The following is a 21,827-nucleotide window of genomic DNA, read 5'->3' as shown; positions in this document are numbered from 1 at the left end:
GCTACTGGCCGATCAGCTTGTTGAATTCGGCCTCGGTGAGGACTTTGACGCCCAGTTTTTCGGCCTTGTCGAGCTTGCTGCCGGCTTTCGCGCCGGCGACGACATAATCGGTCTTTTTCGAGACGCTCCCCGAGGCGCGGCCGCCCAGTTGCGTGATTAGCTCTTCGATTTCTTCGCGCTGGTAGTTTTCCAGTGTGCCGGTGACGACCAGGGTCTTACCCGCCAGCGGGCCCGTGGCCGCCGCCGTGGCGGCCTTGGCTTTGGGCGACGTCATCTTGACGCCCAGGTCGCGCAGCTCGTCGATCGTTTCTCGGCCGGCACGGCTGTGCAGGAATTGATGCACGCTCTTGGCGATGATGGGGCCAATTTCATTGACCTCGGAAAGCTCCTCTTCTTCGGCCTCCAAGAGATCCTTCATGGAGCCGAAGTGATCGGCCAAGACCGCTGCGACGCGGGCGCCGACGTGGCGAATGGCCAGTGCGTTGAGCAACCGCGCCAATCCGCGCGCTTTGCTGGCCTCGATGCCGGACAGCAGGTTTTCCGACGACTTCTTGCCCATCCGCTCCAGGTCGTTGAGCTGCTCGAGCGTGAGGCGATAAAGATCGCCATAGCTTCGCACCAGCCCGTCGTTGACCAACTGATCGACCAGCTTGTCCCCCAGCCCTTCGACGTCCATGGCATTGCGGCTGGCGAAGTAACGCAGGCGCTCTTTAAGCTGTGCGGGGCAACTGGGGTTGGGGCAGCGAATATACACGCCCCCTTCGTCCTTGACGACCGGCGTGCCGCACTCAGGGCACTTTTCGGGGAAGTGGAACTTTCGCAGTGTCTTTTCGCGCAGATGTTTTTCGACGCGGACGATGTGCGGGATGATCTTGCCCGCCTTTTCCACCACCACCACGTCGCCGATGCGAACGTCCTTGCGTTCGACTTCTTCGGCATTGTGCAGGCTGGCGCGGCTGACCGTGGTGCCGGCCAGCTCGATCGGCTCCAAGTCGGCGACGGGCGTGATGGCGCCGGTCTTGCCGACCTGCACGCGAATATCGTTGACCTTGGTGGTGCCCTCGTATTTTTCGAACTTGTAGGCGATCACCCAGCGTGGGCTCTTGGAAGTACGGCCCAACCGTTCGCGCTGGTCGAAACGATTGACCTTGAGCACCAACCCGTCGATCTCGAATTCCAGCTCGTGCAACCGCTCGATCAGCGTTTCGCAATGGGCGATCGCCGCGTCCATGTTGTCGAAGCATTCGACCATGGGCGTGGCGGGCAGGCCGTAGCTGCGGATCTCCTTGAGGAATTCCATGTGCGTCGTGGCGCGCAGGCCCTCGGCCTCGCCCACGCCGTGGCAGAAGAGCCGCAAATGCCGCTCGGCGCAGATTCGGGAATCGAGCATTCGCACCGTGCCCGCGGCGACGTTACGACTGTTGGCGAACAGCTTTTCTCCCTTCTCGGCCTGTTGCTCATTCAGCCGCACCAGGTCGGCGTTGGTCATATAGACCTCGCCGCGAACTTCCAGAAGCTCGGGGACGTGCTTGCCGTGCAGCTTGAGAGGTACTCCCAGCACCGTGCGAATATTGTGCGTGATATCGTCGCCGACGACGCCGTTGCCGCGCGTGGCGCCGTATTTCAGTCGACCGTTTTCATACATGAGGGCCACGGCCACGCCGTCGATTTTCAGCTCAACGACCCATTCGATGGTCTCGTCGGGCAACAGCTTAGCAACGCGGGCCCCGAACTGGCGTAGCTCTTCGACGCTGTAAGTATTGTCGATCGATAGCATCGGCCGCGGATGCTCGATCGATGCCAGCTCATCGATCGGCTGTTCGCCCACGCGTTGTGTCGGGCTGTCGGGCGTGACGAGCGCGGGATGCTCGCGTTCGAGCGTGCGCAACCGCTCCATGAGGCGGTCGTAGTCGGTGTCCGAGATTTCAGGCTCGGCCTCGACGTAATACTTTCGGTCGTGATAGCGGATCTCTTCGCGCACTCGTTCGATCTCGGCCTTTACATCCTTCGACATATCGCGGTGTGCTCGCGCGGTTCGGAAAGAATCGCTGGGAAGAGTTGGAAGCTACAGAAAGTCCCGATCAGCGTTCGCCGCACTCGGGGGCCTGATGAATCGGCGCGTTTTTCGACGAGTTCGGTACCAGGCAGAGGAACTTGAGTGGCGTCGGGCCGGTATTGCGAAACTGATGCACGTCATCGGGGGCGACGAAGATTACATCCCCGGCCTGGAAACGATGCTCGATGTTCCCTTCCAGGATGGTGCCGCTTCCTTCGAGGATGAACACTTCATGCTCGTAAGGGTGGCTGTGCTTGGGCGTATGGCCACCAGGTTCGACCTCGAACTGCCGCATGGCAAAGTTCGGCGCCCCCTCGCGCTCGCCAATCAGCCAACGAACCTGGCAGCCCGACGAGCCGGGCATGTCGACCGGCGCGCTGGGAACGTCTTGGTGATGATGTACTTTCATGCGTGGCCCCCGGGCTTGGGAGAGAGTGCTGTTAATTCAGGAATGCTCGTCGCGGCGTGGCGTCGAAGGATTCGATATTGAGGAATGACTCCCCTTCCACCAGTGATCGGTGCCGATCGCGCCCCAAGTGGCCAGGGCCAACAGGCCGAGCTCGCCAGCCATCAACGTGACGCCGTGCTGCTCGAGAAACACGAGCAGAAAGTGGCGCTCCTCGGCCGGGGCGCTCTGTGCCTCGCGCACGGCGGACCAGCGCTTGTTGCCGCGCAGCGTCATTACGAAGTACGCCGCGGCCGTGATCGTAAAGGCAATGCCTACCACGATCAAAGCGGCGTAGAAGGGATTGGTGCGCTGGCGGTTCTGTAACACGGTACGACCGGCTCGAAAAAAAACCCCGGCAGATGGAAATACCGGCCGCCCGGCCGGCGAATTTTGCTAAGGAATTATACCGTGGCCGGCACAGCGCGGGCAGAACCTTCGCCAGCCGGCACGGTGAGCGGAATTAGACGGCCGAGCATCCACGGTTTCGAGACGACGGGGAAGGGACGCGATGAATGAGACCACGGCCGAGGCTGTTGCGCCAGATGCCCGTGACCGCATCGCGCGAGCGCGAAAAAAAACCTCGAGGTAACGACTCCCAGCGCCGCTCGACCCTCCCACAAGGAAGATCTAACAGCCGTCGAACCTCGAGGCGATGCCGTGACTAGAGCAGCGCTCTGGGCACGACATACTGGCACTGTAGTCAATTGATTTCAGGGACGCAAGAGTTCTTCACGTCCCAAAGCTACTCCGGCAACGTCGCGTCGAGTGACTTCACCCCGCGCGATCACGAACCCCTATTGCGCCGCGCGCTCGAATCGCGCAAGCGCGCCGACGAGCGAACGAAACCGCGCGCCGCGCGCACGATAATCGGCAAACTGGTCGTAACTGGCGCAACCGGGTGAAAGGAGGATGCAATCTCCGGTGCGCGATTGTCTGAAGCACCAGTCAAACGCGGCGTCGAGCGTTTCATGAAGCGAGACGCGCTCGCCAGGCATCTGCACGGCGAGTTCGGCGTGCAATCGAGGCCCAATGGCCCCGTAAAAAGCCGCGCCCCGGGCATGTTCACAGGTGGCTTTCGTCAAAGCGGCCATGTCGACGCGCTTGTCGTATCCGCCAGCCAACAGCCACGCCCGGCCCGAGAATGCCGCGAGTGCCGCGGCCGTCGATTCGGGCGTGGTGGCCATCGAATCGTTGTAGAATGCGCGACCCGCGATCGTGCCGATCAGCTCCAGGCGGTGTTCGAGGCCCGTGAATGCACGCAAGGCCGCGTCGATCGCGGCCGCCGAGCAACCAACGGCGTGGGCGGCCGCTGCGGCACAAGCCGCGTTCGCGCGATTGTGATCCCCAATGGCGTTCAGGGGCGGGATGTCAGCGACGGGTAAGGGCAGCAAAACTCGGCCCCGAATATCTGCGTTGCCGCCGCTATCGAAATCCTTCCGCGGGCTGCCAAGAATTGCCGTTTTTGCCGCCTGCGGCCCGCAAAACAGCCGCCGCTTTGCCGCCGTATAGTCAGCGATCGTGCCGTGCCAGTCGAGATGGTTGGGGGTGAAGTTCGTCAGCACGCCTGTCTTGGGCAGGGGGCAATCATCGCTGAGCCAGGTGAGCTGAAAGCTGCTGATTTCGAGCACCGACCAGCTTTCGGGAGTCATTGCATCGAGGTCGTCAAGCAAGCTGCGGCCGATATTGCCCCCGAGAAAGGCCTGCCGCCCGTCCCGCTGGAGGATCGCCGCGATCATGGCTGTGGTCGTCGATTTTCCGTTCGAGCCCGTCACCCCCATCATGCGGCCGGGGCAACGGCGCAAGAAGAGTTCCAGCTCGCTCGTAATCGTCGCGCCGCGCTGGCGCGCGCGCTCGACGAGCGGGTGGCCTGGTCGGACCGCCGGATTCACGACGATCGTCTCGGCATCGTCGAAGTCTTGTTGATCGTGGCCTGCCAGGCGCCACCGCGCAACTGGGACGTCGGCCAACGCGGCGACCGAATCAGCGAGCGCCTCGGCCGGGGCCACGTCGGTGACGGTAACGATCGCACCTTGCTTGGCCAGCCAGCGCGCCGCGGCAACGCCGCCTCCGTGGCGACCGAGCCCCATCACGGTCACGCGGCGGCCGTGGAATTCCATGCCGGGCACACCCTTGCCAACAAAACGCAGCCTGCGCTAGATCTGCCAGTCGAACTGTCGTACGACCTCGGCGAAGCACTCCACCAGACGGCGAATATCGTCGGGAAAAACGTGACCAATCGTGCCAACGCGGAACGTGTCGGCGTTGCTGACCTTCCCGGGATAAATGACGAAGCCGCGCCGCTTGAGAGCCTCGTACATCCGGTCGAACGAGAATCCTGGATCGCGTGGATAGAAGAATGACGTGATGATCGGCGAACGGTGCTCCGGGGGCAAAAGCGGGCGAAAGCCTGGCCGCGACAGACCCTCGACGAGCAGGCGGTGATTTTCCGCGTAACGCGCGGCCCGCGCGGCCACGCCCCCTTCGGCGTCGAGTTCGACAAGCGCCTGGTGCAGCGCCAGAAGCACGTGCGTCGGCGAGGTGTAACGCCATTTGCCCCCTTTGCTCTCCATTTCGCGCCATTGGTCGAAGAGGTCGAGGCTTAGCGAACGCGCCCGCCCCTGGCAACGCTCCAGATCCGCACGCCGGGCGACAACAAAGCCAAACCCGGGCACTCCCTGCACGCACTTATTGGCCGACGAGATCAGGTAGTCCGCCTGCAGTTCGGATATATCGAGCGGCAAGCCGGCGAATGAGCTCATGGCATCAAGAATAAAAAGGCGGCGATGCCGGCGCACGATCGCGCCAATCTTGGCGGCGGGGTTGAGCATGCCGGTCGTCGTTTCGCAGTGAACGAGTGCCACGTGCGTGATGCGCGGATCGGCCGCCAGGTGCTTATCGATCGCCGCGGCGTCGGCCGGTTCGATCTCGGGCTGCGTAAGCGTGACGTTATCGATACAGAGCCGATGGGCGATTTCGGCCATGCGCTTTCCGTAAGCGCCGTTGTTGACGACCAGCAACTTGCCGTCGCGCGGAATGACTGAGCCCAGCGTGGCCTCGACGGCGAACGTACCGCTGCCTTGCATGAGCACTGCCGTGTAGTGGGTCGCGGCCTCCGTGACAACCGGCGTCGCCAAGCGCACCAGTCGTGCCCGCACGTCTTCGACGATGTCATTGTAATCGCGATCCCAGGTCGAAACGTCGCGCAGCATGGCTTCTTTGACCTTGCGCGTGGTGGTCAAAGGGCCGGGCGTGAGCAGCAGGTAAGTGACGTCTTCGTCCATGGGAAATCGGCCGGTTCTTTCGCAAGCCGGATGGAATTAATATTTTTGCGGCAACTCGCCTTCGGCCAGCCAGCGTTCGATTGTCGCGATGAGCGCCGGCACGTCGCAAATACTGGGAATCACCAGGTGCGCGCCCGCGTTTACCAACCGGATTCGTGCTCGGTCGGCTCGCGCTTCGCGCTCGGCCGGCGCCAGCGCGGCGTAATCTTTTGCCGACAGGCCCACATCGCTGCCGGTATGCGTGACGCCGACGCTCCACACGCCGGCGTTCAAGCCTTCGGCGATATCGGGCACCGTGTCGCCGATTTTCACGACGGCTGACGCCGGATAGACGCCGAGCGCCTCCATATTGCGATAAATCATCCACGGCGCCGGTCGGCCCGTCGCGACTTCGTCCGGCGTGACGTTATGGTCGGGCCGAAAGCCCTGTTCAGCGGCGGCGGCATAGGCAAGCCGCGCCGCGTCGCCGAAATACCCGGTCGAGGTGCCGATCTTGATCCCGCGATTCCGCAGCCAGGCCACCGCGTCCAGGAGCCCTGGTATCAGCTCGGAATGATCGCGCACCGAGGCGAGCTGACGAGGCACGAACTGCTCATGATACGCCCGGTCGAGGTCTTCTTCGGTCCACGCGCGGCCATGTCGGGCTTGCCACTGCTCTCGGATGCGCGGCATCTGCAACAGGGTTTTTAAATGATCGCGCTTACCCAGCCCCATCGGCTCGCGGGCTTCGTCGATGGTCACTTGCACGCCGAAATGCCCCAGTGCCTCGACAAATGGCACAACCGGCGCGAAGCAGCCGTGGTCGACCGTCGTGCCGGCCCAATCGAAAACTATGAGGCGAATCTTGGCGTCTGGCTTGGATGTGGTCATTCAAGTTGCCGCAAATATGCAGTTCGTGCGTCTATTTCGAAGCCGCATTTTGCCTTGCAGGCAGCGAATTTACAAACGACCCTGCTCGGCTAACGATAACGGGCCGGCTGTCATGCCGAAATGGGAAACCCATTCGGACTCGGCGTTGCCGAAATGGTCGTCGTATCCACGACGGCAACCCTGCTGTTCGTGTCGCGGCTGCCCTTTATGCACCGCGCCCTCAAAAACGCCGGACTTTGTAAGTATTGCGGCTGGCGGTCGCGGCACCCGTCGCAATGCGAGCACTGCGGTCGATCTCGCCACTAGGTAGACGCCGCGCCACGGCCTCGTCGCACGTCGTGCATGTACCAGTACAGCGCGGCCGCGGCGAACGTGACGGCCGCGATGGTGCCGAGCGTGTGGAAAGCGCCCGCCCAGCCGTGTTGCTCGGCGATCGCGCCGACACCATAGCCCGAGATGATTGCACCCAGGTATCCGGCAGTGTCGGCCAGACCCGCGGCGGTCGAACTGCCACGTTTGCCGCCGAAGTCGAGCGACAGGACGCCGGTAAGAAATGAGTACGGCCCCAAGAGCGCGAATGAGACGATGCTCGTCAGCAAGAGCGGCACCGTAGCGCCGCTTTCCGGCTTGAGCGAGGCCAGGCCGAACAGCACCACGACCAAAACGCCGAGGAACGGCAGCATGATCGCGCCGCGCCGCCCGCGCGCCAGCCGATCGGTCAGCCAGCCGGCCGCCAGCGTCGACAATCCGCCGACCAGCGGGAACAGCGCGCTGGCTGTCGCCGCGCTTGCATCGGAGAGGCCGACCGCTTCCTTCAAGTAGATCGGGTTCCAGGTATTGAACGTTTCGCGGACCACGGTCAGGCCGAAGCTGATCACGCACACCAGCCAGAACGAGAAGCTGCTCACGAGCGGCCACAACAGATCGACCAGGTCGGCCGGCTGCGGAGCATTTCCCCGTGAACCGTAGACGTTCTCAGGATTCGCGTCGGGCTCTGGCGCGCCGACGTCGGCGGGGCTCGCGCGCAGCGTAAAGGTGCTTGCCACGGCAATCGTGGCCAGCACGCCGGCGGCCACGAAGAACAGCCCTCGCCAGCCGAGCCCCAGGTGCAGGAGCATGCCGAGCCCTAAGCGTGCGATCGCATCGCCGAACAGGTAGCTGAGCGTCAGCATGCCGAAGATCGAGCCGTGCCGGGCGGCGGGAAACCACCGCGACGCGACCTTCACCAGCGCGCTCCAGCCCATCGATTGCACCAGGCGGTTTGCACTCCACAGAGCCAACATCGCGGCGAAACCGGTCGCCATGCCGAAAAAGACCGTGCACACGACCGAGGCGAACATGCCGAACAAGAACATGCGCCGGCCGCCGGCAAAGTCGCACACCATCCCGCTGGTGAACTTGCCCAGCGCGTAGAACAAGATGCTGATGCTGGCGATCAGGCCGAAGCGGCGCTTTCCGATCGCTTCTTCGCGCTTCACACTCGAAGGCGCGGCCGCGGCCTCGTCAGGTGCCGGATTCGATCCGCGAAAGAGACTTGTGACGCTGTCGAATGTTCTCTGAATGCGGCCGCTGACGGCTTCACGGGCTTCGCGCAGCCAGTTCTCGGCGGCACCGGTGGGCTGCTCTGCCAACTCAGCCTGTAGCAGCGGGCCCGCGACCGAAAGATTCGACCGGCAGACATAATAACCGGCATAGCCCAGCCACAACGTGACAAAGGTGATCACCTGCCAGCGAAAAAGGTGCGAGTCACGATTCATGCCGGCGAATCATAGCGACCGGGCCACGGCCACGCCACGCGGAAGTGCCGCTTGACAGCTATTGTCGCGGCAAACGACGATTGGAACCGGCCACTGCGCACTCGGTTCCGGACGGAACGATTAGCCCGAAGCGCTAGCGATGGTGGCAGTTGAACGCGATCCCTCGCTAGCGCTTCGGGCTGCTATTAGAATCGCAAACTCGCAATTCTAACTTCGACCAGCAATCGCGCGCCATCAAAGATTCAGATTGTATGAGGAAGGGAGAGAGCGGCCTTGAATCGTCGAAACGACAACGACTTGTCAGCCGAGAAATCCGAGGGGGACAGCAATCTTTCCCGGCTGCGCGACCAGTGGCAGGCCGCAACGCTCGACGATGCGACCCGCGCGCTACTGGCCGAGGACGCCCAGTACTTTCTGCATCAATCGCTGTCGACCCCGTGCTTGAACGCCATGCAGTCGTGCGACGGCGTCTGGATTACAGACACGGCCGGCCGCCGCTACATGGATTTTCACGGCAACAACGTCCACCAGGTGGGCTTTGCCAACCCTGCTGTCATTGCGGCAATTAAATCGCAGCTCGACGAACTGGCCTTTTGCACGCGGCGCTACACGAACCGCGTGGCCGTCGACCTGGCCAAGAAGCTGGCCGAGATCACGCCCGGCGATTTGTCGAAGGCGTTGTTCTGCCCTGGCGGCACCGGCGCGATCGGCATGGCCTTAAAGCTCGCGCGCGTGGCAACGGGGCGGCACAAGGTGATCTCGATGTGGGACAGCTTCCACGGCGCTTCGCTCGACTGCGTGAGCGTCGGCGGCGAGGCGGTGTTTCGCGCCGGCGTGGGACCACTACTGCCCGGCTGCGAGCACGTACCGCCGGCCGACGCTTATCGCTGCCTGTGGGATTGCTCGTCGCGCGGCGGCTGCGATCTGAAATGCGAGACGTACCTGGAATATGTGCTCGAGCACGAACGCGACGTGGCGGCCGTGATCGCCGAGCCGGTGCGCAGCACTCCCTACATTCCACCGAAAGAGTATTGGCAGGCGGTGCGTCGCGCCTGCGACCGGCATGGGACGCTATTGATCTTCGACGAAATCTGTCACGGCCTGGGACGCACCGGTCGGATGTTCACGTGCGAACATTTTGGCGTCACCCCTGATATCCTCGTGATCGGTAAGGGACTTGGCGGCGGTGTCATGCCATTGGCCGCCATGATCGCCCGGCCCGAGCTCGACGTGGCGGCCGATCGAGCGCTCGGGCATTACACGCACGAAAAAAGCCCCGTGGCTTGCGCGGCGGCGCTAGCTGCGATTGGCTACATCGAAGAGCACAATCTGGTCGAGCACGCCCGAACGCTGGGGGAGCGCACGCTCGAAGCGCTGCGCGGTTTAATGACACGGCATCGGCTGATCGGCGACGTACGTGGATTGGGGCTGTTGATGGGCGTCGAGCTAGTGAAAGATCGCGCGACGCGCGAGCGCGCCAGCGACGCGGCCGAGGCCGTCATGTACCGCGCGCTCTCGAAGGGCTTGAATTTCAAACTGACGATGGGGAACATCCTTACACTGACGCCCCCCTTAACGATCAGCAACGAGGAGATGGACCAGGCGGTGCGGATTCTCGACGAATGCCTGACCGAGGTCGAAGCGGCGTGAGCGCCGTGCATTCCCTCGCTGGCGCTTCGGGCTAGTAAGACGGTCTAAGCGCGTACCACGCTTTTTCGGCGAAGGCACAATATGCATGCTCCGCCCGGCCGTCGGCTTTTGACAATGGTTCAGGTCACCGTGGCAGGTGGCTTCTGTGAATGGCCGATATGCGCTTCGGGAACGCTCGTCTCGGCGACCGTTTCCGGCCGCTGATCGAAGAGCATTAGCAAGTTCGGCAGCATGAACAGATCGCCCAACATGGCCGCGGTCATGGCGGCGCTCGACAACAAGCCGAAATGAAATAGCGGCTGGAAGTCGGTCAGCAAAAAGACGGTGAAGCCGGCGATATGCACGACCGACGTGAGCACGATCGGTCGCCCCAAATCGGCGATCGTCCGCACGATGCCGTGCCGGGTGCCCATCCCTTGTTCGCGGGTCAGCCGTTGATAGTGCAGCACGAAGTGCATGGTGTCGTTCACGGCGATGCCCAGCGCGATCGTGGCCACCATGGCCGAGCCGGAGCTGATCGGAATCTTGAACAGGCCCATCACGCCGTATAGTGCCAGCACGGGAAACAGGTTTGGCGGCAGGGCCAAGAGGGTAAACTTGAGTGAGCGGAACAGGAACCCGCACAAGACGGCGATGATGATCACGCTCGAACCGAGTCCCCACAGGATGCCGCCGGAGAGCCCTTCGCCGAGCTGCACGACCTGGGCGATCGAGCCGCACAGGTAGCAGTTGAAGCGATCATGGGGCAAGTTCTCGCGCGCGAACCGCAAGAGGGGCGCGAAGCCCTCGCCTCCTGACTCGTGGGCGAGGAAAGTCAGACGCAGAGCGCCTTCTGCCTTCTTGTCGTGGTTCCAGCTCTGAAACGTCGAGGAAAAGATCGACGACTGCGAGGTCACGCGCGAAAGCTTGGCCAGGTACGCGCCGATGCCTTCTTCGCGGCGCGTTTTTTCCAGTTGCTCCTGAAACGCTTGCTGCCGCTGGTGAAAGGCGTCGGTCGAAACGACACGCATCACGCCCAGGTCGCGGCGCGACAGGATCAGGTCGCTGTACTCGCGGGCACGGTCGCGGTTGGCCGTGTACGCAGGATCTGGTTTTTGGCCGACCTTCGGCGGCGCGGCGAACTCCTTGGGTACCAGCACGACGTCGAGTTGATAGACGCCAAACTCGCGGCGCGAAAACAGGTCAAGGGCTCGCGCGATCGGCTGTTCTTCGGTGAAAAACGAGAACGGGTCGGCATCGACATACAGACCGATCGGATAGTCGGCCGGACGGGGCCACGCGCAGAAGAACAGAAAGATGGTTACGCCCAGCAGGCCCAGTGTGGTCACGACCGGCATTTTGGTGACGGCTGTGGCGTAGCGGCGGAACCGGTCTTGCGTCAGCACCACGCCGCCCGAGGCGTTGCGAATCGGGATGATTTGCGATACCAGGAACACGCCGAAGAACGCCAGCAGCGATCCGATAAAGAGTTGCACGCCCAGATCGCGCACCGGCGCCAGATCGTTAAAGCCGAGCATCAAAAAGCCGATGGCCGTCGTGGCGGCGGCGCCCAGGCAGGGAACGGCGACCCAACTGACCAGTTGGCGGCGATTGCGTGTTTCGCCCGTCGTTCCATGGTCGGCAGCGTACTCGCCGAAGTGCATGGTCGAGGCGACCCCGATGATCGAGATCAAGGCGGGGGTGGCCACGGTCACGACGCCCAGCGTTCCCCCACCGGCGCCCAGCCAGCCGAGCACCAGCAGGATCGCCATCGCACTACCGAGGACGGCCACCAGCAGGGTGCGCCAGGTGCGAAAGCTGAAGTACAGGCTCAACATGCCCACGGCGATCGAGGCGGGCAGAAAGGTCAGAGCCACTTGCCGGGCACGCTTTTCCAACTCCATCATCATCACGATGGCGCTGGCCACGTGGAATTCGACGGCGTCCCCCCAGCCGGCCTCGACCTTTTCCTCGCCAATGATCTTGTGAACCGCATTAACGACCGTGCGACGCCGCTCGTTGAGAACGTCGTCGGTTTCCTTGTCGGGATGAAATTCCAGCTCGCACACCGTGACCAGGGTGCGCGTGGGGTCCTCCGGCGGGGGCGTGTCCCACAAGGCGCCCGCGTATAGATTGAATCGATCGTGGTTCTCGCGCGCCAAAAGCGTCATCAGCGGCACACCTTCAATCTGCTCGGCCACGAGTGAGGTGTCGTAAACCTGCTTCACGCCCGGGATCGCGGCAAAGCGCTTGCGCAGGCTGCTCAGTCGCGGTAAATCTTCCTCGGTGATGGGCCGGGTAAAGTGCAACCCGACAGCCACGGTGTCGCCCACGTCGAAGTGGCTGTCGAACACGCCCCACGCTTCGACCGTGGGGCGCGGCATCCAACGCTCGGGCGAGTCGAGGATTTCGAGCTTCGTCAGCAGGTACAGCGACGCCGCCAGCAAAGCCAGCGTCACCAGCCAGACCGTTCCGCGATAACGGTCGACGAGATTGAGAATCGTTTCCATCAGCCCGGCTCGCTCGGGTGGCGCCACGGCAAGAGCCGCCCTCCGCAGGCGGCGCGAACCCAACTTGCGAGCGATGCGCGAAAGGAGGGCGTAGGCCGATTATTGCCGCTTCAAGCCAAGAATGCTAGCGCCGGAGTGTCCGACGTCGGGTCTACCAAGGCCACAAGCCCGGGGTTTCACCAGTGAGAACTTTGCTCTCACTTTTGTCGGGGGCTTTCGGTCTTGGGCGACTCGTCTTGGAATGCAGCCGGCTGAACGACACGAATGCACGCGACGTCGTCCAGTTGCAGTTCCGTGCGCACGACCTCGGTATGCGAGTTGTCCGCCCCGAAGGCGCGACCCACGACCGGCAATTCGGAAAGCGCGGGAACGCCCGATCGCTCGACGACATACCGTTCTTCATCGAACATGATCTTATCCTTGGCCACCGCGATCAGGGTGCCGTCGTGCCGGACCTTCTTTTTTTCCTTCTTTTTATCGGGCGTCTTATCCGTCAGCAGCGTCACTTCGCAGCGAGCGCCAACGGTGGGGAATTCTCCCAGCGGATGCTCGAGCGGAACCGTTCGCTCGGCAGGGGCATGGCTGACAACGGCGGCAAACTGGCGGGGAATCCACAGATATTCGGTCTGCACGCCAATCTCGGATTTCTTGCGTGTCACGAAGGGGATCTTCGACGAAATCGGCACGTTTACGTCGTTGCGGCTCTCGGAAATCCGCCGCAGCACGATCCACCGGGTGCTGGACTTCACGAACTCCCCTTCCAGCCGCACGCTGGCGCCGTCGCGGTCGACGGCGACCGTGCAAGACTCGCCAACGACGACGCGCTCCGGCTGAGCGGGCATCGGCTGGGCGGGAGGAGGAGGCTTTTGCTGTCCGCTAGCAGCCTGTGCCAGTAACACGGTCACGAGCGAAGCCATCCAAAGGGCCCAGGGGGAATGTCGCACGGAAACCTCCTTGTTTTCACAGTTCACGCCTGTCTTCACAAGTTCACGACCGGAGGAGCGGCCGTCGGCGCCGGTAGCTGGCACCGCGATATGTCCATTCCGCAGACCCCTCGCGGAGCGGCTCCTCGAGCCGGCGTCTCCGAATCGTAAGCCTGCAGTTAGCAATTCGTTAGAATCGTTCGGGACCTTCAACGAGCGACCTTCGGGGAGTTGACAGTCCGCGACCTGCGCTCCTAGAGTAACGGGGTAACGTTGTCCCGGTGGGGTGGCGTTGGGGCATTCGAAATATCGGGCAGCATCGCGCAAATTCGCGTGGTGATGAAGTATTGGCTCGAGTGTTTGGGCCGTTCGGTTGAGAGAACGGCTGGCACGTATCATCGATGGATTGAGCTTTGCCGGGAGGGAACCTTTTGGCCACGACGCAACGAGCACTGAGTGAAGCGCGACCGCTTGCGCAGTCGGCACTGGCTGACAGTCATATTTTCGATTTGCGCGATCTGGTCGTCGAAGAAGGTGAGGACGCGCTGGTGCTGCGCGGTTCGGTCTCGAGCTTTTACCACAAGCAAATGGCACAGGAATTGGTTCGAGCTGTCGCAGGACGTGAAGTGGACGTGGTAAACGCGATCGACGTGCGGTAAGCCTATCGGCCCTTCTCCTTCGTTTCGATTTCTGCCGCTGGCCGACGTAGCCAGTCTGTCCGTGGGACGCGCCAGCCCGTCCGCGGGACACCCGAGCTTGCGGCCCCTGGACCTGTGACGCCGTACAGCAGGACTGCTAAGCAGCGAGGCGCAGGCACCCGGCCACCTGTTCCCAAAGATTCAGTACCTGCTGGTAGTTTCCTTCTAGTGGATATTGCTCCGCGAGCTTGCGCGCGGCGACGCCCATGCGGAAACGCGTGGCGGGATCGATGAGCGCGCGCAAGTGGCGAGACAGCGTTGCCGAGTCACCAGGGTTTTCCACGACGAAACCGGCCCGGCCGTCGGACATGATCTCGCTGGCGCCGTTGTGACTCGTTGTAATCACCGGCAGGCCCGTGGCCAGCGCTTCGAGCAACACCAGGCTGCACGAGTCGTACCACGTAGGCAGCGCAAAGACATCCGCCGCCGCGTACAAGGGCGCCGTGTCGGCCACTGAGCCCAGGAAGTCGACTCCGGGACTTGCGCCAACTTGCACAGCAAGCTTCTTGTATTTATCCGCCTGGCCACCGCCGACAGCCAGCAGCCGCACGGCACAACCAGATTTGCGCAACTGCCCCACGGCCTGGAGCAAAGTCGGCAGTCCCTTCAGCGCGAAATTGTGGGCCACGAACAGCACCAGCAGCTCGTCGTTGGTGACACGCAGCCGCTGGCGAACCGCGGCGCGATGCTGCTGGCGATTGTCGGGCGAGTAACGGTCCAGATCGACGCCATTATAGATCAGTCGTGAGCGCTCCATCGGCCAGCCGTGCGTGCGTTCCAGGTCGCGAGCCACGAGCTTCGACAGCGCAATCACCAGGCGGCGATGATCGGCGTACTGCCGCCAGGTTACTCGCTCCTGCTGTTGCCAACGCGGCGAGACGGCCGTCAGCGCGCGGCGGACTGTGCGCTTCCAGGGGGGCATCGACTGTAGCTTGCGGTCGAATTGGGCCCGCGGCGCTCCGAAATGCGGCTGCAGAATGTCGAATCGCCAGCCAAAGCCCATGTCATGTACCAGGTCGAGGTCGAGATTTCCGAGTGTCTCGTCGATGGCGAGGGCAAAGGCGTACGGCGAGTGCATGCGCGGGACCGGCTGTGGCACGATCGGCAGCGCGTGCTCAGCCGGACCGAAGCTTTGCGCCACGACGTGTACCTCGTGGCCGGCCGCCAGGGCGCGCCGCGCCAGCTCGTGCGTCCAGCGCTCGGCACCGCCGCGCGCGGGATTGAAATGACGGACAACCAGTCCCACTTTCATGGATGCGATCCCAATTTCAGTTCCATCTGGCGTTTCTTCGCGAGAACCATGCGCAGCAGACGCCGATCCTCGGCGCCGAGTTTGTTCACGCCCCGGTATGCCTTGAAGAACGCCAGGCGACGGCTGCGACTGACGACTTCGCGTGGCGCCGAATAAGCGAGCTGTGCCAGGTCCTTCACGATCCACCGCCGACGCAGATGCGTCCGGTGCTGCACACGTTGCAAGTCGATCAGGCGGACGTCGAACAGGCCGGACTGCGGCTCGCGAATGAAGAAATGGCAACAGTACAAGTCGCGGTGGTTGTAGCCGGCGCGATGAAAGCGGGCCGCAACGTCGGCCACTTGCGCAAGCAACCGCTGCAAGTCTGGATCGCGCGGCTCGCCGCTCGCACGCTCGTCGTTGACGGCCGGAAAACGCTGTCTCAGAAACTGGTCGAGCTGCACGTAGCCGGTCAATTCCTCGGTCATGACGAACGATTCGAGCAGCCCAGCGCTGCTCAGGCGCTCGCCAAAAGCGATGACGGGCATGGTCTCGATGCCGGCCACGGCAAGCCGGGCGACGTTTTCCGCCTCGATGCGGCCCGGTGTCGCCGGAGCTATCGCCCCGAGCTTGGCCCGCACCCAATGAGCGAGCGAGCGGACGTGGTGTTTTTTCAAAAAAGCGCCGCGCGTCGTGCCGTGGGGACCGTGCAGCCGCAACCACCAATTTTCGCGGTCAGGCAACGCCCGCATCAGTCGCCCTTCGGTCGTGGCCATGACGGCGGTGAAGTCGTCGAGCTCGGCGTCAGCCAAGGCGGCGCGATACGAGCTATTGATCCAGATCTGCGCCGTGCCCGCCGTGGGCCGCGCGGCGCTTGCGAGTTCCGCGGCCTGTGGGGCGAACGTCGAGACGGCCGGAGCAGGTATTACGGGGCGACCGACCGTGGCCGGTGCCACCACCGCGTGAGCGGCCACCGCCGCGTGGGTTGCCGTGGTCGAGCGCCAGGTGTGTATGGGAATCACCAGCGGTCCGCCACCGCCGTCCCGGTCGCCGTCTGTCCAGGAATCGCCGTGGCGCGCCGATGCGGAGAGGCCTTGCAGCTCGCTCAGTTGAGCGTGCACCGCCTGGTACACCCGGTCCACGCTCAAGTCGCGCATGCATTGGTGATGCGCGAGCGGGCAAACCTGCTGCAAACAAGGCCCGCACGGAACCTTGTGCTGCAGGTGAACCGCCTTCGCAAAGTGCGTCTCGCTGAGCGAGATCGGCATCGGGCCAAACAACGTGATCACGGGGACGTCGAAGGCCGGCGCGAAATGTCGCGGGCCACTGTCGGTCGTCACCATGAGTGCGGCGCGGCGTACACAGGCTTTGCTCAGTCCCAGTGGCAGCGGGTAATCGTCTCCCAGTCGCGCATCGGCCAGACTGACAACGCCCGGATGATCGGCCACCGTCGTGATCTGTCGAGCGATTTCCCGCTCGCGCGGGCCGCACATCGCCAGCACGGGATAACCCCACTCGTCGGCGATGCGGCGCGCCAACTGGCCGAAGTATTCAGTGGGCCACAGTTTCGAAGCCCCGAACGCGGCCCCGGAATTCAAGAGCACCAGCGGCTTGTCGGTCGGAATCGCCAGGCGTCGCCAGACATCGTCCGCGGCGCGCTCATCGGCCTCGGTCGTAGCCAACTCGATGCGTGGCGATTCCTTCGGACAGCCTAGCGCGTAGGCAATTTGCAAATACGCATCCAAGGTCGATTGCGGCGCGTATTCGCCGCCCGCCATGGGAGCGTAAAGCTTGTGCGTCAAAAAAATCGAACGGACATCGCGGGCATAGCCCACGCGCTGTTTGGCGCCCGAGGCCCAGGCCCAGAAGCCGGTCCGCAAGGAATTCGTCAGCAGCACGACCGTGTCGAAGCGCTCGCGGCGCAGTTTTTTCGCGAAGCCCCGGCCGTTGAGCTCCGGCTTTTTCGAACGCGGGTCGAAAAACAGCCGGTCGTCGATCCAGTTCGTGCCGACCAGCACTTCCGAAACGTACGGCCGCATGATGCCGACGATACGCGCCTGCGGACCGTAATGGCGGCGCAAGGCTCGCAACGTCGGCGTGGCCATCGCCACGTCGCCAATCCAATTGGGCAGGAAAACACCGAGCTTCATCGGCACAACCAGAGTGACCGTAGTACGATTCGAGCGCGCCAGCAAAGCATGCGCGCGAAGCCGCCCGCCGAAGGGCGGCTAAAGATAGCCATGCTCGCCGGGGGGGACAATAGCGAGTCAGCGGCCCCGTGAGCGAGGCGGGTGACAGCAGCTCGCTGCCAGCGTGATTCGCCGTTCAAGTCGCGGCTTTAGCTCGTCGCAACCTTGGCGACAATCGTTTGCAAGCGCTCGTCGAGTGCTGCCTCGCCAGCCAGCATCTCCACGCCGATCTCGACGGCCCATAGCGGAATGCCGCCGATCTGGTCGACGCCGAGCTTCACCAGGTCCTTGTGCGTGCAAACTAGCGCCGCAGCGTTTTGCTCCCGGGCCCATCGGCCAAGCGACTGAACGTCGTCCTGCGTGTAGGCATGGTGATCGCGGAACTCGCGCAGATTGTCGGCCGCCAGCCCGCACTGCGCAAGCGTATGCCGAAAGCCGGCCGGGTTGCCGATGCCGCAGAACGGCGCGATCTTTTGGCCGGCCAGGTCCGCGAACGATCCGGTCTTACCGCTGGCTGCCAGCAACCGCTCGGGCGCGTGCCGCATTTCCAGCCATACCGCTTGTGGGTTGTAACGCGCGACGATCGCCCGCAATTGCGCGCGGCGTTCGGGCGAGACCATGTCCGCCCGTGACAGCGCGACGCAGTCGGCACGGCGAAGTGACGAAACCGGTTCGCGCAGCATGCCGCGCGGGAACACATGGTCGAACCCAAACGGCTCCAAGGCGTCGACGAGGACGATGTCGAGATCGCGCGCCAGGCGGCGGTGCTGAAAACCATCATCGAGCAGGATCAGCTGGCACTCGAACTCCTCGACAGCCGTGTGGGCTGCGGCGACGCGATCGGGATTCTGCAAATGCGGCACGTCGGGGAGCTTCTGCTCGAGCTCGAGGGCTTCGTCGTTCCGCGCGCCCTGCTGGGCGCCGTAGCCACGACTGATGAGCGTGACGCGGACATCGCGGGCGCGCATCCAGCGCGCGATCCAGGCCACGAGCGGAGTCTTGCCCGTGCCCCCGAGTGTCAGGTTGCCGACGCTAATCACGGGCACCGAGGCGTGCTGTACGCCCACCTGGCGATCGTAACCGTGATTACGATAGCGAACGGCGATCGTATACGGAACCTCGACAACGCGGAACAACGCGCGCCATAGAAACGCGCTCACATCGCGCCGCTGGCCGCTCACCACCGCACGAAAGTCAGCAGGGCTCAGCATGGGGAATGACGAATGTCGAAAGACAAATGTCGAAGGAAATCCGCATGACGAAAATCAAATGTCGAAACGTCCGCCGCTTCAGCGTCGGCACACTTCGTCATTCGCACTTTTAGTTTTCTTTCGACATTTCTCGTTTAGACGTGCGTCATCTTGCTATTCGGCCAGCTTGCGGCAAATCGCGTCGGCCATTTCGCGGGTGCCGACGGCCGTCGGGTCGTCACGATTGGGCTTCAAGTCGTACGTGACGTACTTCCCTTCGGCGATCACGTCAGCCACGGCCTTTTCCAGGCGATCACCAGCTTCCAACTCGCCCAGGTACCGCAGCATCAGCATGCCCGACAGGATCAGCGCGGTCGGGTTGACCTTGTTCTGCCCCTTGTACTTGGGGGCACTGCCATGCGTGGCTTCGAAGACGGCGCCGTTGGGGCCGATGTTCGCACCCGGCGCGACGCCCAAGCCGCCCACCAGGCCCGCGGCCAGGTCACTCAAAATGTCGCCGTACAGGTTTGGCAGCACCAGCACGTCGTACAACTCGGGCTTTTGCACGAGCTGCATGCACATGTTGTCGACGATGCGATCCTCGAACTCGATGTCCGGATACTGCTCCGCGACCTTGCGCGACACTTCCAGGAACAATCCGTCGGTGAACTTGAGGATGTTCGCCTTGTGAACGCAGGTGACGCGCTGACGGCTGTTTTTGCGGGCATAGTCGAACGCACATCGTACGATCCGCTCGGTGGCCGATACGCTGATCGACTTGATCGTCAGGCCCGTCTCGTCCAGCCCCGACTTGATCTTCTTCTCGGCCCGCTCGTTGATGAACTTGATCGCCTCAGCCGTCTCGGGCTTGCCACGCTCGAACTCGATGCCGGCGTAAAGGCTCTCGGTGTTCTCGCGGACGATCACCAGGTCGACCGGGACCTCGCTGAAGAAGCTGCGCACGCCGACGTATTGCTTGCAGGGGCGGATACAGGCGAACAACCCCAGGGCTTGCCGCAGGTGGACGTTGATGCTGCGAAAGCCGGTACCCACGGGCGTGGTGATGGGGGCTTTCAAGGCGCACTTCGTGCGTCGAACGCTCTCCATGACCGCGTCAGGTAGCGGCGTCCCCATCTTCTCCATGATGTCGACGCCGGCGACCTGCTCGTCCCAGTTGATTTTGACGCCGGTGGCATCGACACACTTCTTAGCGGCGGCGGCCAGTTCGGGACCGGTGCCGTCGCCCGTGATCAGGGTAACTTCGTGAGCCATTGCGTGGAGACCTACCTTTTTGCCCTTAGGGGGGAATGTCGAAAACGAGGCCGACAGGGCGGCCCCGGGCGGGCGAAGCGTAAGCAGGAAAAATTATCAGAAGGGGGGCAGGGGGTCAAACGGGGCGGGGGCGAGCAAGATCTGTAATCATTTCGCCATGCCCGCAAGGGGTACAATTCTGATCATGAGCGAGGAAGTGCCAGAACCGTATCCAGAGTGGACAAACGCCGTACATCTCACACTGGCGATTCTAGTCGGCGTGATTACGGCCATCTGGAGTCTCGCAGTCGCCTTTTTTGCGGACAGCTACCGCAGCCTGGTCACGGGAAATCTTTCGCCCTACGCGGTAGGTGGCCTCACGACACTTTTTCTCGCCCGTTCGCGACCGGGGGTCGGCAGACGTTGCACTATAGCCGTCGCGGCGCCCACGGTCTTGTTAAGCGCATGGCTCGCCGAGTGGTTCGCGCCAGAAGCTAATTGGAGAGGAGTGTTGATTTGTGTCGCGCTCGGCGCGGCCTATACCTGTCTCTGCTTCGCGGGCGCGTGGTTTGGAACGCGGCGATCAAAAAACGCCGTCACTTAAGGCGAACGTCCTTGGTCGCGGCATGTCGTAACAATGTGCTTGTGATCGATCGCAAGATTGTCGATCTCTTGAAATGAATGTCGAAATGCCGCGCAAAGAGAGTATAGACGGCCAGTCAAAGACGAGAACGCCGTTACGCGCAGCCGAGCATAAGAGCAGAGTTCGCGCAGCACGCCGAAAAGTCAACCACAAATACTCCAAGGCCTTCAAGAAGTTGGCGGAGCGAAGACGGGTGCCTTACTCGTTTGCTTCCTGCACGAGGGGGCCTTCAAGCTGTTCGGCGAATACGTCGAAACGTGTCTCGCCCGTCGTTGACTCGACATGGTCAGGCAACTCGGTATCCACCACGACGGTTGTCCGCCCATCTTGTTGAACGCGCGTCTCGACGATTCTGCACCTGATCGACCCCGTCTGCGGAAAGTCACTTTTCGTATTGATATCGGCGGTTGTAAAGATGACGTGCTTGTCCTCGAAAATCCATTCCTTACCCGCTGCGTCGATTAGGGTGCACTGAACCCGCATTGGCCAAACCTCTTCAACAGAGAGGCGGCGGTCGATCGTGACGGCGACGTGCATGACCTCGTTCAATCTTGTCATATTCGGTGGCTGGTGTTTCAGCCCTCGATCGTCGGATCGTGACACACCAGTTCCACCTGATTGCCTTCCGGATCGCGGACGTAAATGCTGCGCCACCCGACCCAGGCGTGCGTGGCTGTTTCGACCGATAGACCGAGCGCTTTGAGCCGCGCCAGCTCGGCATCGTAATCGGCCCGATCGATTTCGAAAGCCAGGTGATCGACGGTCGTGGTCGCAGGATTCAGGCCGGCATAGCCGGGCTCGGAGGAGCGGTTGAAGAGCGCGAGGACCTGCGTGTGCCCAGCATAGCCGTCGGCGATCTTGAAGAAGACCGCATGCTCGAAACGTTTTAAGAGCGTCAGTCCGATGACGTTCTCGTAGAACTTCCGCATGGCGTCGAGGTTATCGACGCGTAATGCGATTTCGCCGAGACTGCGAATGGCCTTATTTGGCATGGAAACTCCTTCCATGTCACTCAGTTCGGCTTTCGCAGTTTTTGCTAGCGTTGACAGCTTCTTGAGAAATAGGACGAGCCCCGTTCACGATGCAGATAGGTTCTCACGCCAATCGCATCGCCAAGGAGGCTCGCCATGTGTCTTGTTACTTCGTTCGTC

General features: G+C 62.6%; 17 protein-coding genes. 2 read left to right on the top strand and 15 right to left on the bottom strand.

Translation table 11 applies throughout. The features are described 5' to 3' along the window. Position 1: 1 nt before the first annotated feature. From ligA to VHD36_24565, 7 genes are all read right to left on the bottom strand, one after another. Positions 2–2,014 carry an NAD-dependent DNA ligase LigA gene (ligA, locus tag VHD36_24595; GenBank protein ID HVU90524.1) on the bottom strand — a complete coding sequence of 671 codons (2,013 nt, stop codon included), beginning with the start codon at positions 2,012–2,014 and terminating at the stop codon, positions 2–4. A gap of 67 nt (positions 2,015–2,081) precedes the next feature. Beyond that, entirely contained in the window at positions 2,082–2,465 is a 384-nt protein-coding gene (locus tag VHD36_24590) for a cupin domain-containing protein (GenBank protein HVU90523.1), read from the bottom strand. Between the two features lie 36 nt (positions 2,466–2,501). Continuing rightward, positions 2,502–2,831 (bottom strand): hypothetical protein, encoded by a 330-nt coding sequence (locus VHD36_24585; GenBank protein ID HVU90522.1) that lies wholly within the window; start codon positions 2,829–2,831, stop codon positions 2,502–2,504. A gap of 467 nt (positions 2,832–3,298) precedes the next feature. Continuing rightward, complete coding sequence (murD, locus tag VHD36_24580) at positions 3,299–4,621, bottom strand: UDP-N-acetylmuramoyl-L-alanine--D-glutamate ligase (protein HVU90521.1); 1,323 nt, start codon at positions 4,619–4,621, stop codon at positions 3,299–3,301. 36 nt (positions 4,622–4,657) lie between these two features. Further along, positions 4,658–5,785, bottom strand: coding sequence for a 2-aminoethylphosphonate--pyruvate transaminase (gene phnW, locus VHD36_24575; protein HVU90520.1), 1,128 nt, complete (start codon positions 5,783–5,785; stop codon positions 4,658–4,660). 36 nt (positions 5,786–5,821) lie between these two features. Then, positions 5,822–6,655 (bottom strand): phosphonoacetaldehyde hydrolase, encoded by an 834-nt coding sequence (gene phnX, locus VHD36_24570; protein HVU90519.1) that lies wholly within the window; start codon positions 6,653–6,655, stop codon positions 5,822–5,824. Between the two features lie 302 nt (positions 6,656–6,957). Further along, complete coding sequence (locus VHD36_24565; GenBank protein ID HVU90518.1) at positions 6,958–8,412, bottom strand: MFS transporter; 1,455 nt, start codon at positions 8,410–8,412, stop codon at positions 6,958–6,960. 273 nt (positions 8,413–8,685) lie between these two features. Between VHD36_24565 and VHD36_24560 the strand changes: the two genes are divergently transcribed. Further along, complete coding sequence (locus tag VHD36_24560) at positions 8,686–10,062, top strand: aspartate aminotransferase family protein (GenBank protein HVU90517.1); 1,377 nt, start codon at positions 8,686–8,688, stop codon at positions 10,060–10,062. A 119-nt stretch (positions 10,063–10,181) separates the two neighbouring features. Here the strand turns inward: VHD36_24560 and VHD36_24555 are convergent, their stop codons facing one another. Together VHD36_24555 and VHD36_24550 are read right to left on the bottom strand one after the other, a co-directional pair. Continuing rightward, positions 10,182–12,551, bottom strand: coding sequence for an MMPL family transporter (locus VHD36_24555; GenBank protein ID HVU90516.1), 2,370 nt, complete (start codon positions 12,549–12,551; stop codon positions 10,182–10,184). 197 nt (positions 12,552–12,748) lie between these two features. Then, positions 12,749–13,495: a hypothetical protein gene (locus VHD36_24550; protein HVU90515.1), complete on the bottom strand. Its 747-nt coding sequence runs from the start codon at positions 13,493–13,495 to the stop codon at positions 12,749–12,751. 410 nt (positions 13,496–13,905) lie between these two features. Between VHD36_24550 and VHD36_24545 the strand changes: the two genes are divergently transcribed. Next, entirely contained in the window at positions 13,906–14,133 is a 228-nt protein-coding gene (locus VHD36_24545) for a BON domain-containing protein (protein ID HVU90514.1), read from the top strand. A gap of 136 nt (positions 14,134–14,269) precedes the next feature. On the opposite strand, the gene VHD36_24540 is transcribed toward VHD36_24545, so the two are convergent. The 6 genes from VHD36_24540 to VHD36_24515 all read right to left on the bottom strand — a co-directional run bounded on the left by VHD36_24540 (position 14,270) and on the right by VHD36_24515 (position 21,668). Next, entirely contained in the window at positions 14,270–15,424 is a 1,155-nt protein-coding gene (locus tag VHD36_24540) for a glycosyltransferase family 4 protein (protein ID HVU90513.1), read from the bottom strand. Continuing rightward, the gene (gene waaF, locus VHD36_24535) at positions 15,421–17,553 is read right to left on the bottom strand and encodes a lipopolysaccharide heptosyltransferase II (GenBank protein ID HVU90512.1); all 2,133 of its coding nucleotides are present in this window, start codon (positions 17,551–17,553) and stop codon (positions 15,421–15,423) included. The genes VHD36_24540 and waaF overlap by 4 nt, the downstream gene beginning before the upstream one ends. Before the next feature lie 188 nt (positions 17,554–17,741). Then, positions 17,742–18,803, bottom strand: coding sequence for a tetraacyldisaccharide 4'-kinase (lpxK, locus tag VHD36_24530; protein HVU90511.1), 1,062 nt, complete (start codon positions 18,801–18,803; stop codon positions 17,742–17,744). A 153-nt stretch (positions 18,804–18,956) separates the two neighbouring features. Continuing rightward, positions 18,957–20,054, bottom strand: coding sequence for an isocitrate/isopropylmalate dehydrogenase family protein (locus VHD36_24525; GenBank protein HVU90510.1), 1,098 nt, complete (start codon positions 20,052–20,054; stop codon positions 18,957–18,959). A gap of 820 nt (positions 20,055–20,874) precedes the next feature. After that, on the bottom strand, positions 20,875–21,213 hold the full coding sequence (locus VHD36_24520; GenBank protein ID HVU90509.1) for a hypothetical protein: 339 nt from the start codon (positions 21,211–21,213) through the stop codon (positions 20,875–20,877). 38 nt (positions 21,214–21,251) lie between these two features. Continuing rightward, positions 21,252–21,668, bottom strand: coding sequence for a VOC family protein (locus VHD36_24515; protein ID HVU90508.1), 417 nt, complete (start codon positions 21,666–21,668; stop codon positions 21,252–21,254). Positions 21,669–21,827 lie beyond the last annotated feature (159 nt).

The sequence above is a fragment of the Pirellulales bacterium genome, from assembly GCA_035546535.1.
In the GTDB taxonomy this organism is placed as follows: Bacteria; Planctomycetota; Planctomycetia; order Pirellulales; family JACPPG01; genus JACPPG01.
Note: the sequence above shows the minus strand (reverse complement) of the source record. Positions and strands in the feature narration are given on the sequence as shown.

Bases quoted from the DNA above. Each gene is read 5' to 3' on its own strand.
- ligA (HVU90524.1), bottom strand. From the start codon at position 2,014: ATGTCGAAGGATGTAAAGGCCGAGATCGAACGAGTGCGCGAAGAGATC.
- VHD36_24590 (HVU90523.1), bottom strand. From the start codon at position 2,465: ATGAAAGTACATCATCACCAAGACGTTCCCAGCGCGCCGGTCGACATG.
- murD (HVU90521.1), bottom strand. From the start codon at position 4,621: ATGGAATTCCACGGCCGCCGCGTGACCGTGATGGGGCTCGGTCGCCAC.
- phnW (HVU90520.1), bottom strand. From the start codon at position 5,785: ATGGACGAAGACGTCACTTACCTGCTGCTCACGCCCGGCCCTTTGACC.
- phnX (HVU90519.1), bottom strand. From the start codon at position 6,655: ATGACCACATCCAAGCCAGACGCCAAGATTCGCCTCATAGTTTTCGAT.
- VHD36_24565 (HVU90518.1), bottom strand. From the start codon at position 8,412: ATGAATCGTGACTCGCACCTTTTTCGCTGGCAGGTGATCACCTTTGTC.
- VHD36_24555 (HVU90516.1), bottom strand. From the start codon at position 12,551: ATGGAAACGATTCTCAATCTCGTCGACCGTTATCGCGGAACGGTCTGG.
- VHD36_24540 (HVU90513.1), bottom strand. From the start codon at position 15,424: ATGAAAGTGGGACTGGTTGTCCGTCATTTCAATCCCGCGCGCGGCGGT.
- waaF (HVU90512.1), bottom strand. From the start codon at position 17,553: ATGAAGCTCGGTGTTTTCCTGCCCAATTGGATTGGCGACGTGGCGATG.
- lpxK (HVU90511.1), bottom strand. From the start codon at position 18,803: ATGCTGAGCCCTGCTGACTTTCGTGCGGTGGTGAGCGGCCAGCGGCGC.
- VHD36_24525 (HVU90510.1), bottom strand. From the start codon at position 20,054: ATGGCTCACGAAGTTACCCTGATCACGGGCGACGGCACCGGTCCCGAA.
- VHD36_24520 (HVU90509.1), bottom strand. From the start codon at position 21,213: ATGCACGTCGCCGTCACGATCGACCGCCGCCTCTCTGTTGAAGAGGTT.
- VHD36_24515 (HVU90508.1), bottom strand. From the start codon at position 21,668: ATGCCAAATAAGGCCATTCGCAGTCTCGGCGAAATCGCATTACGCGTC.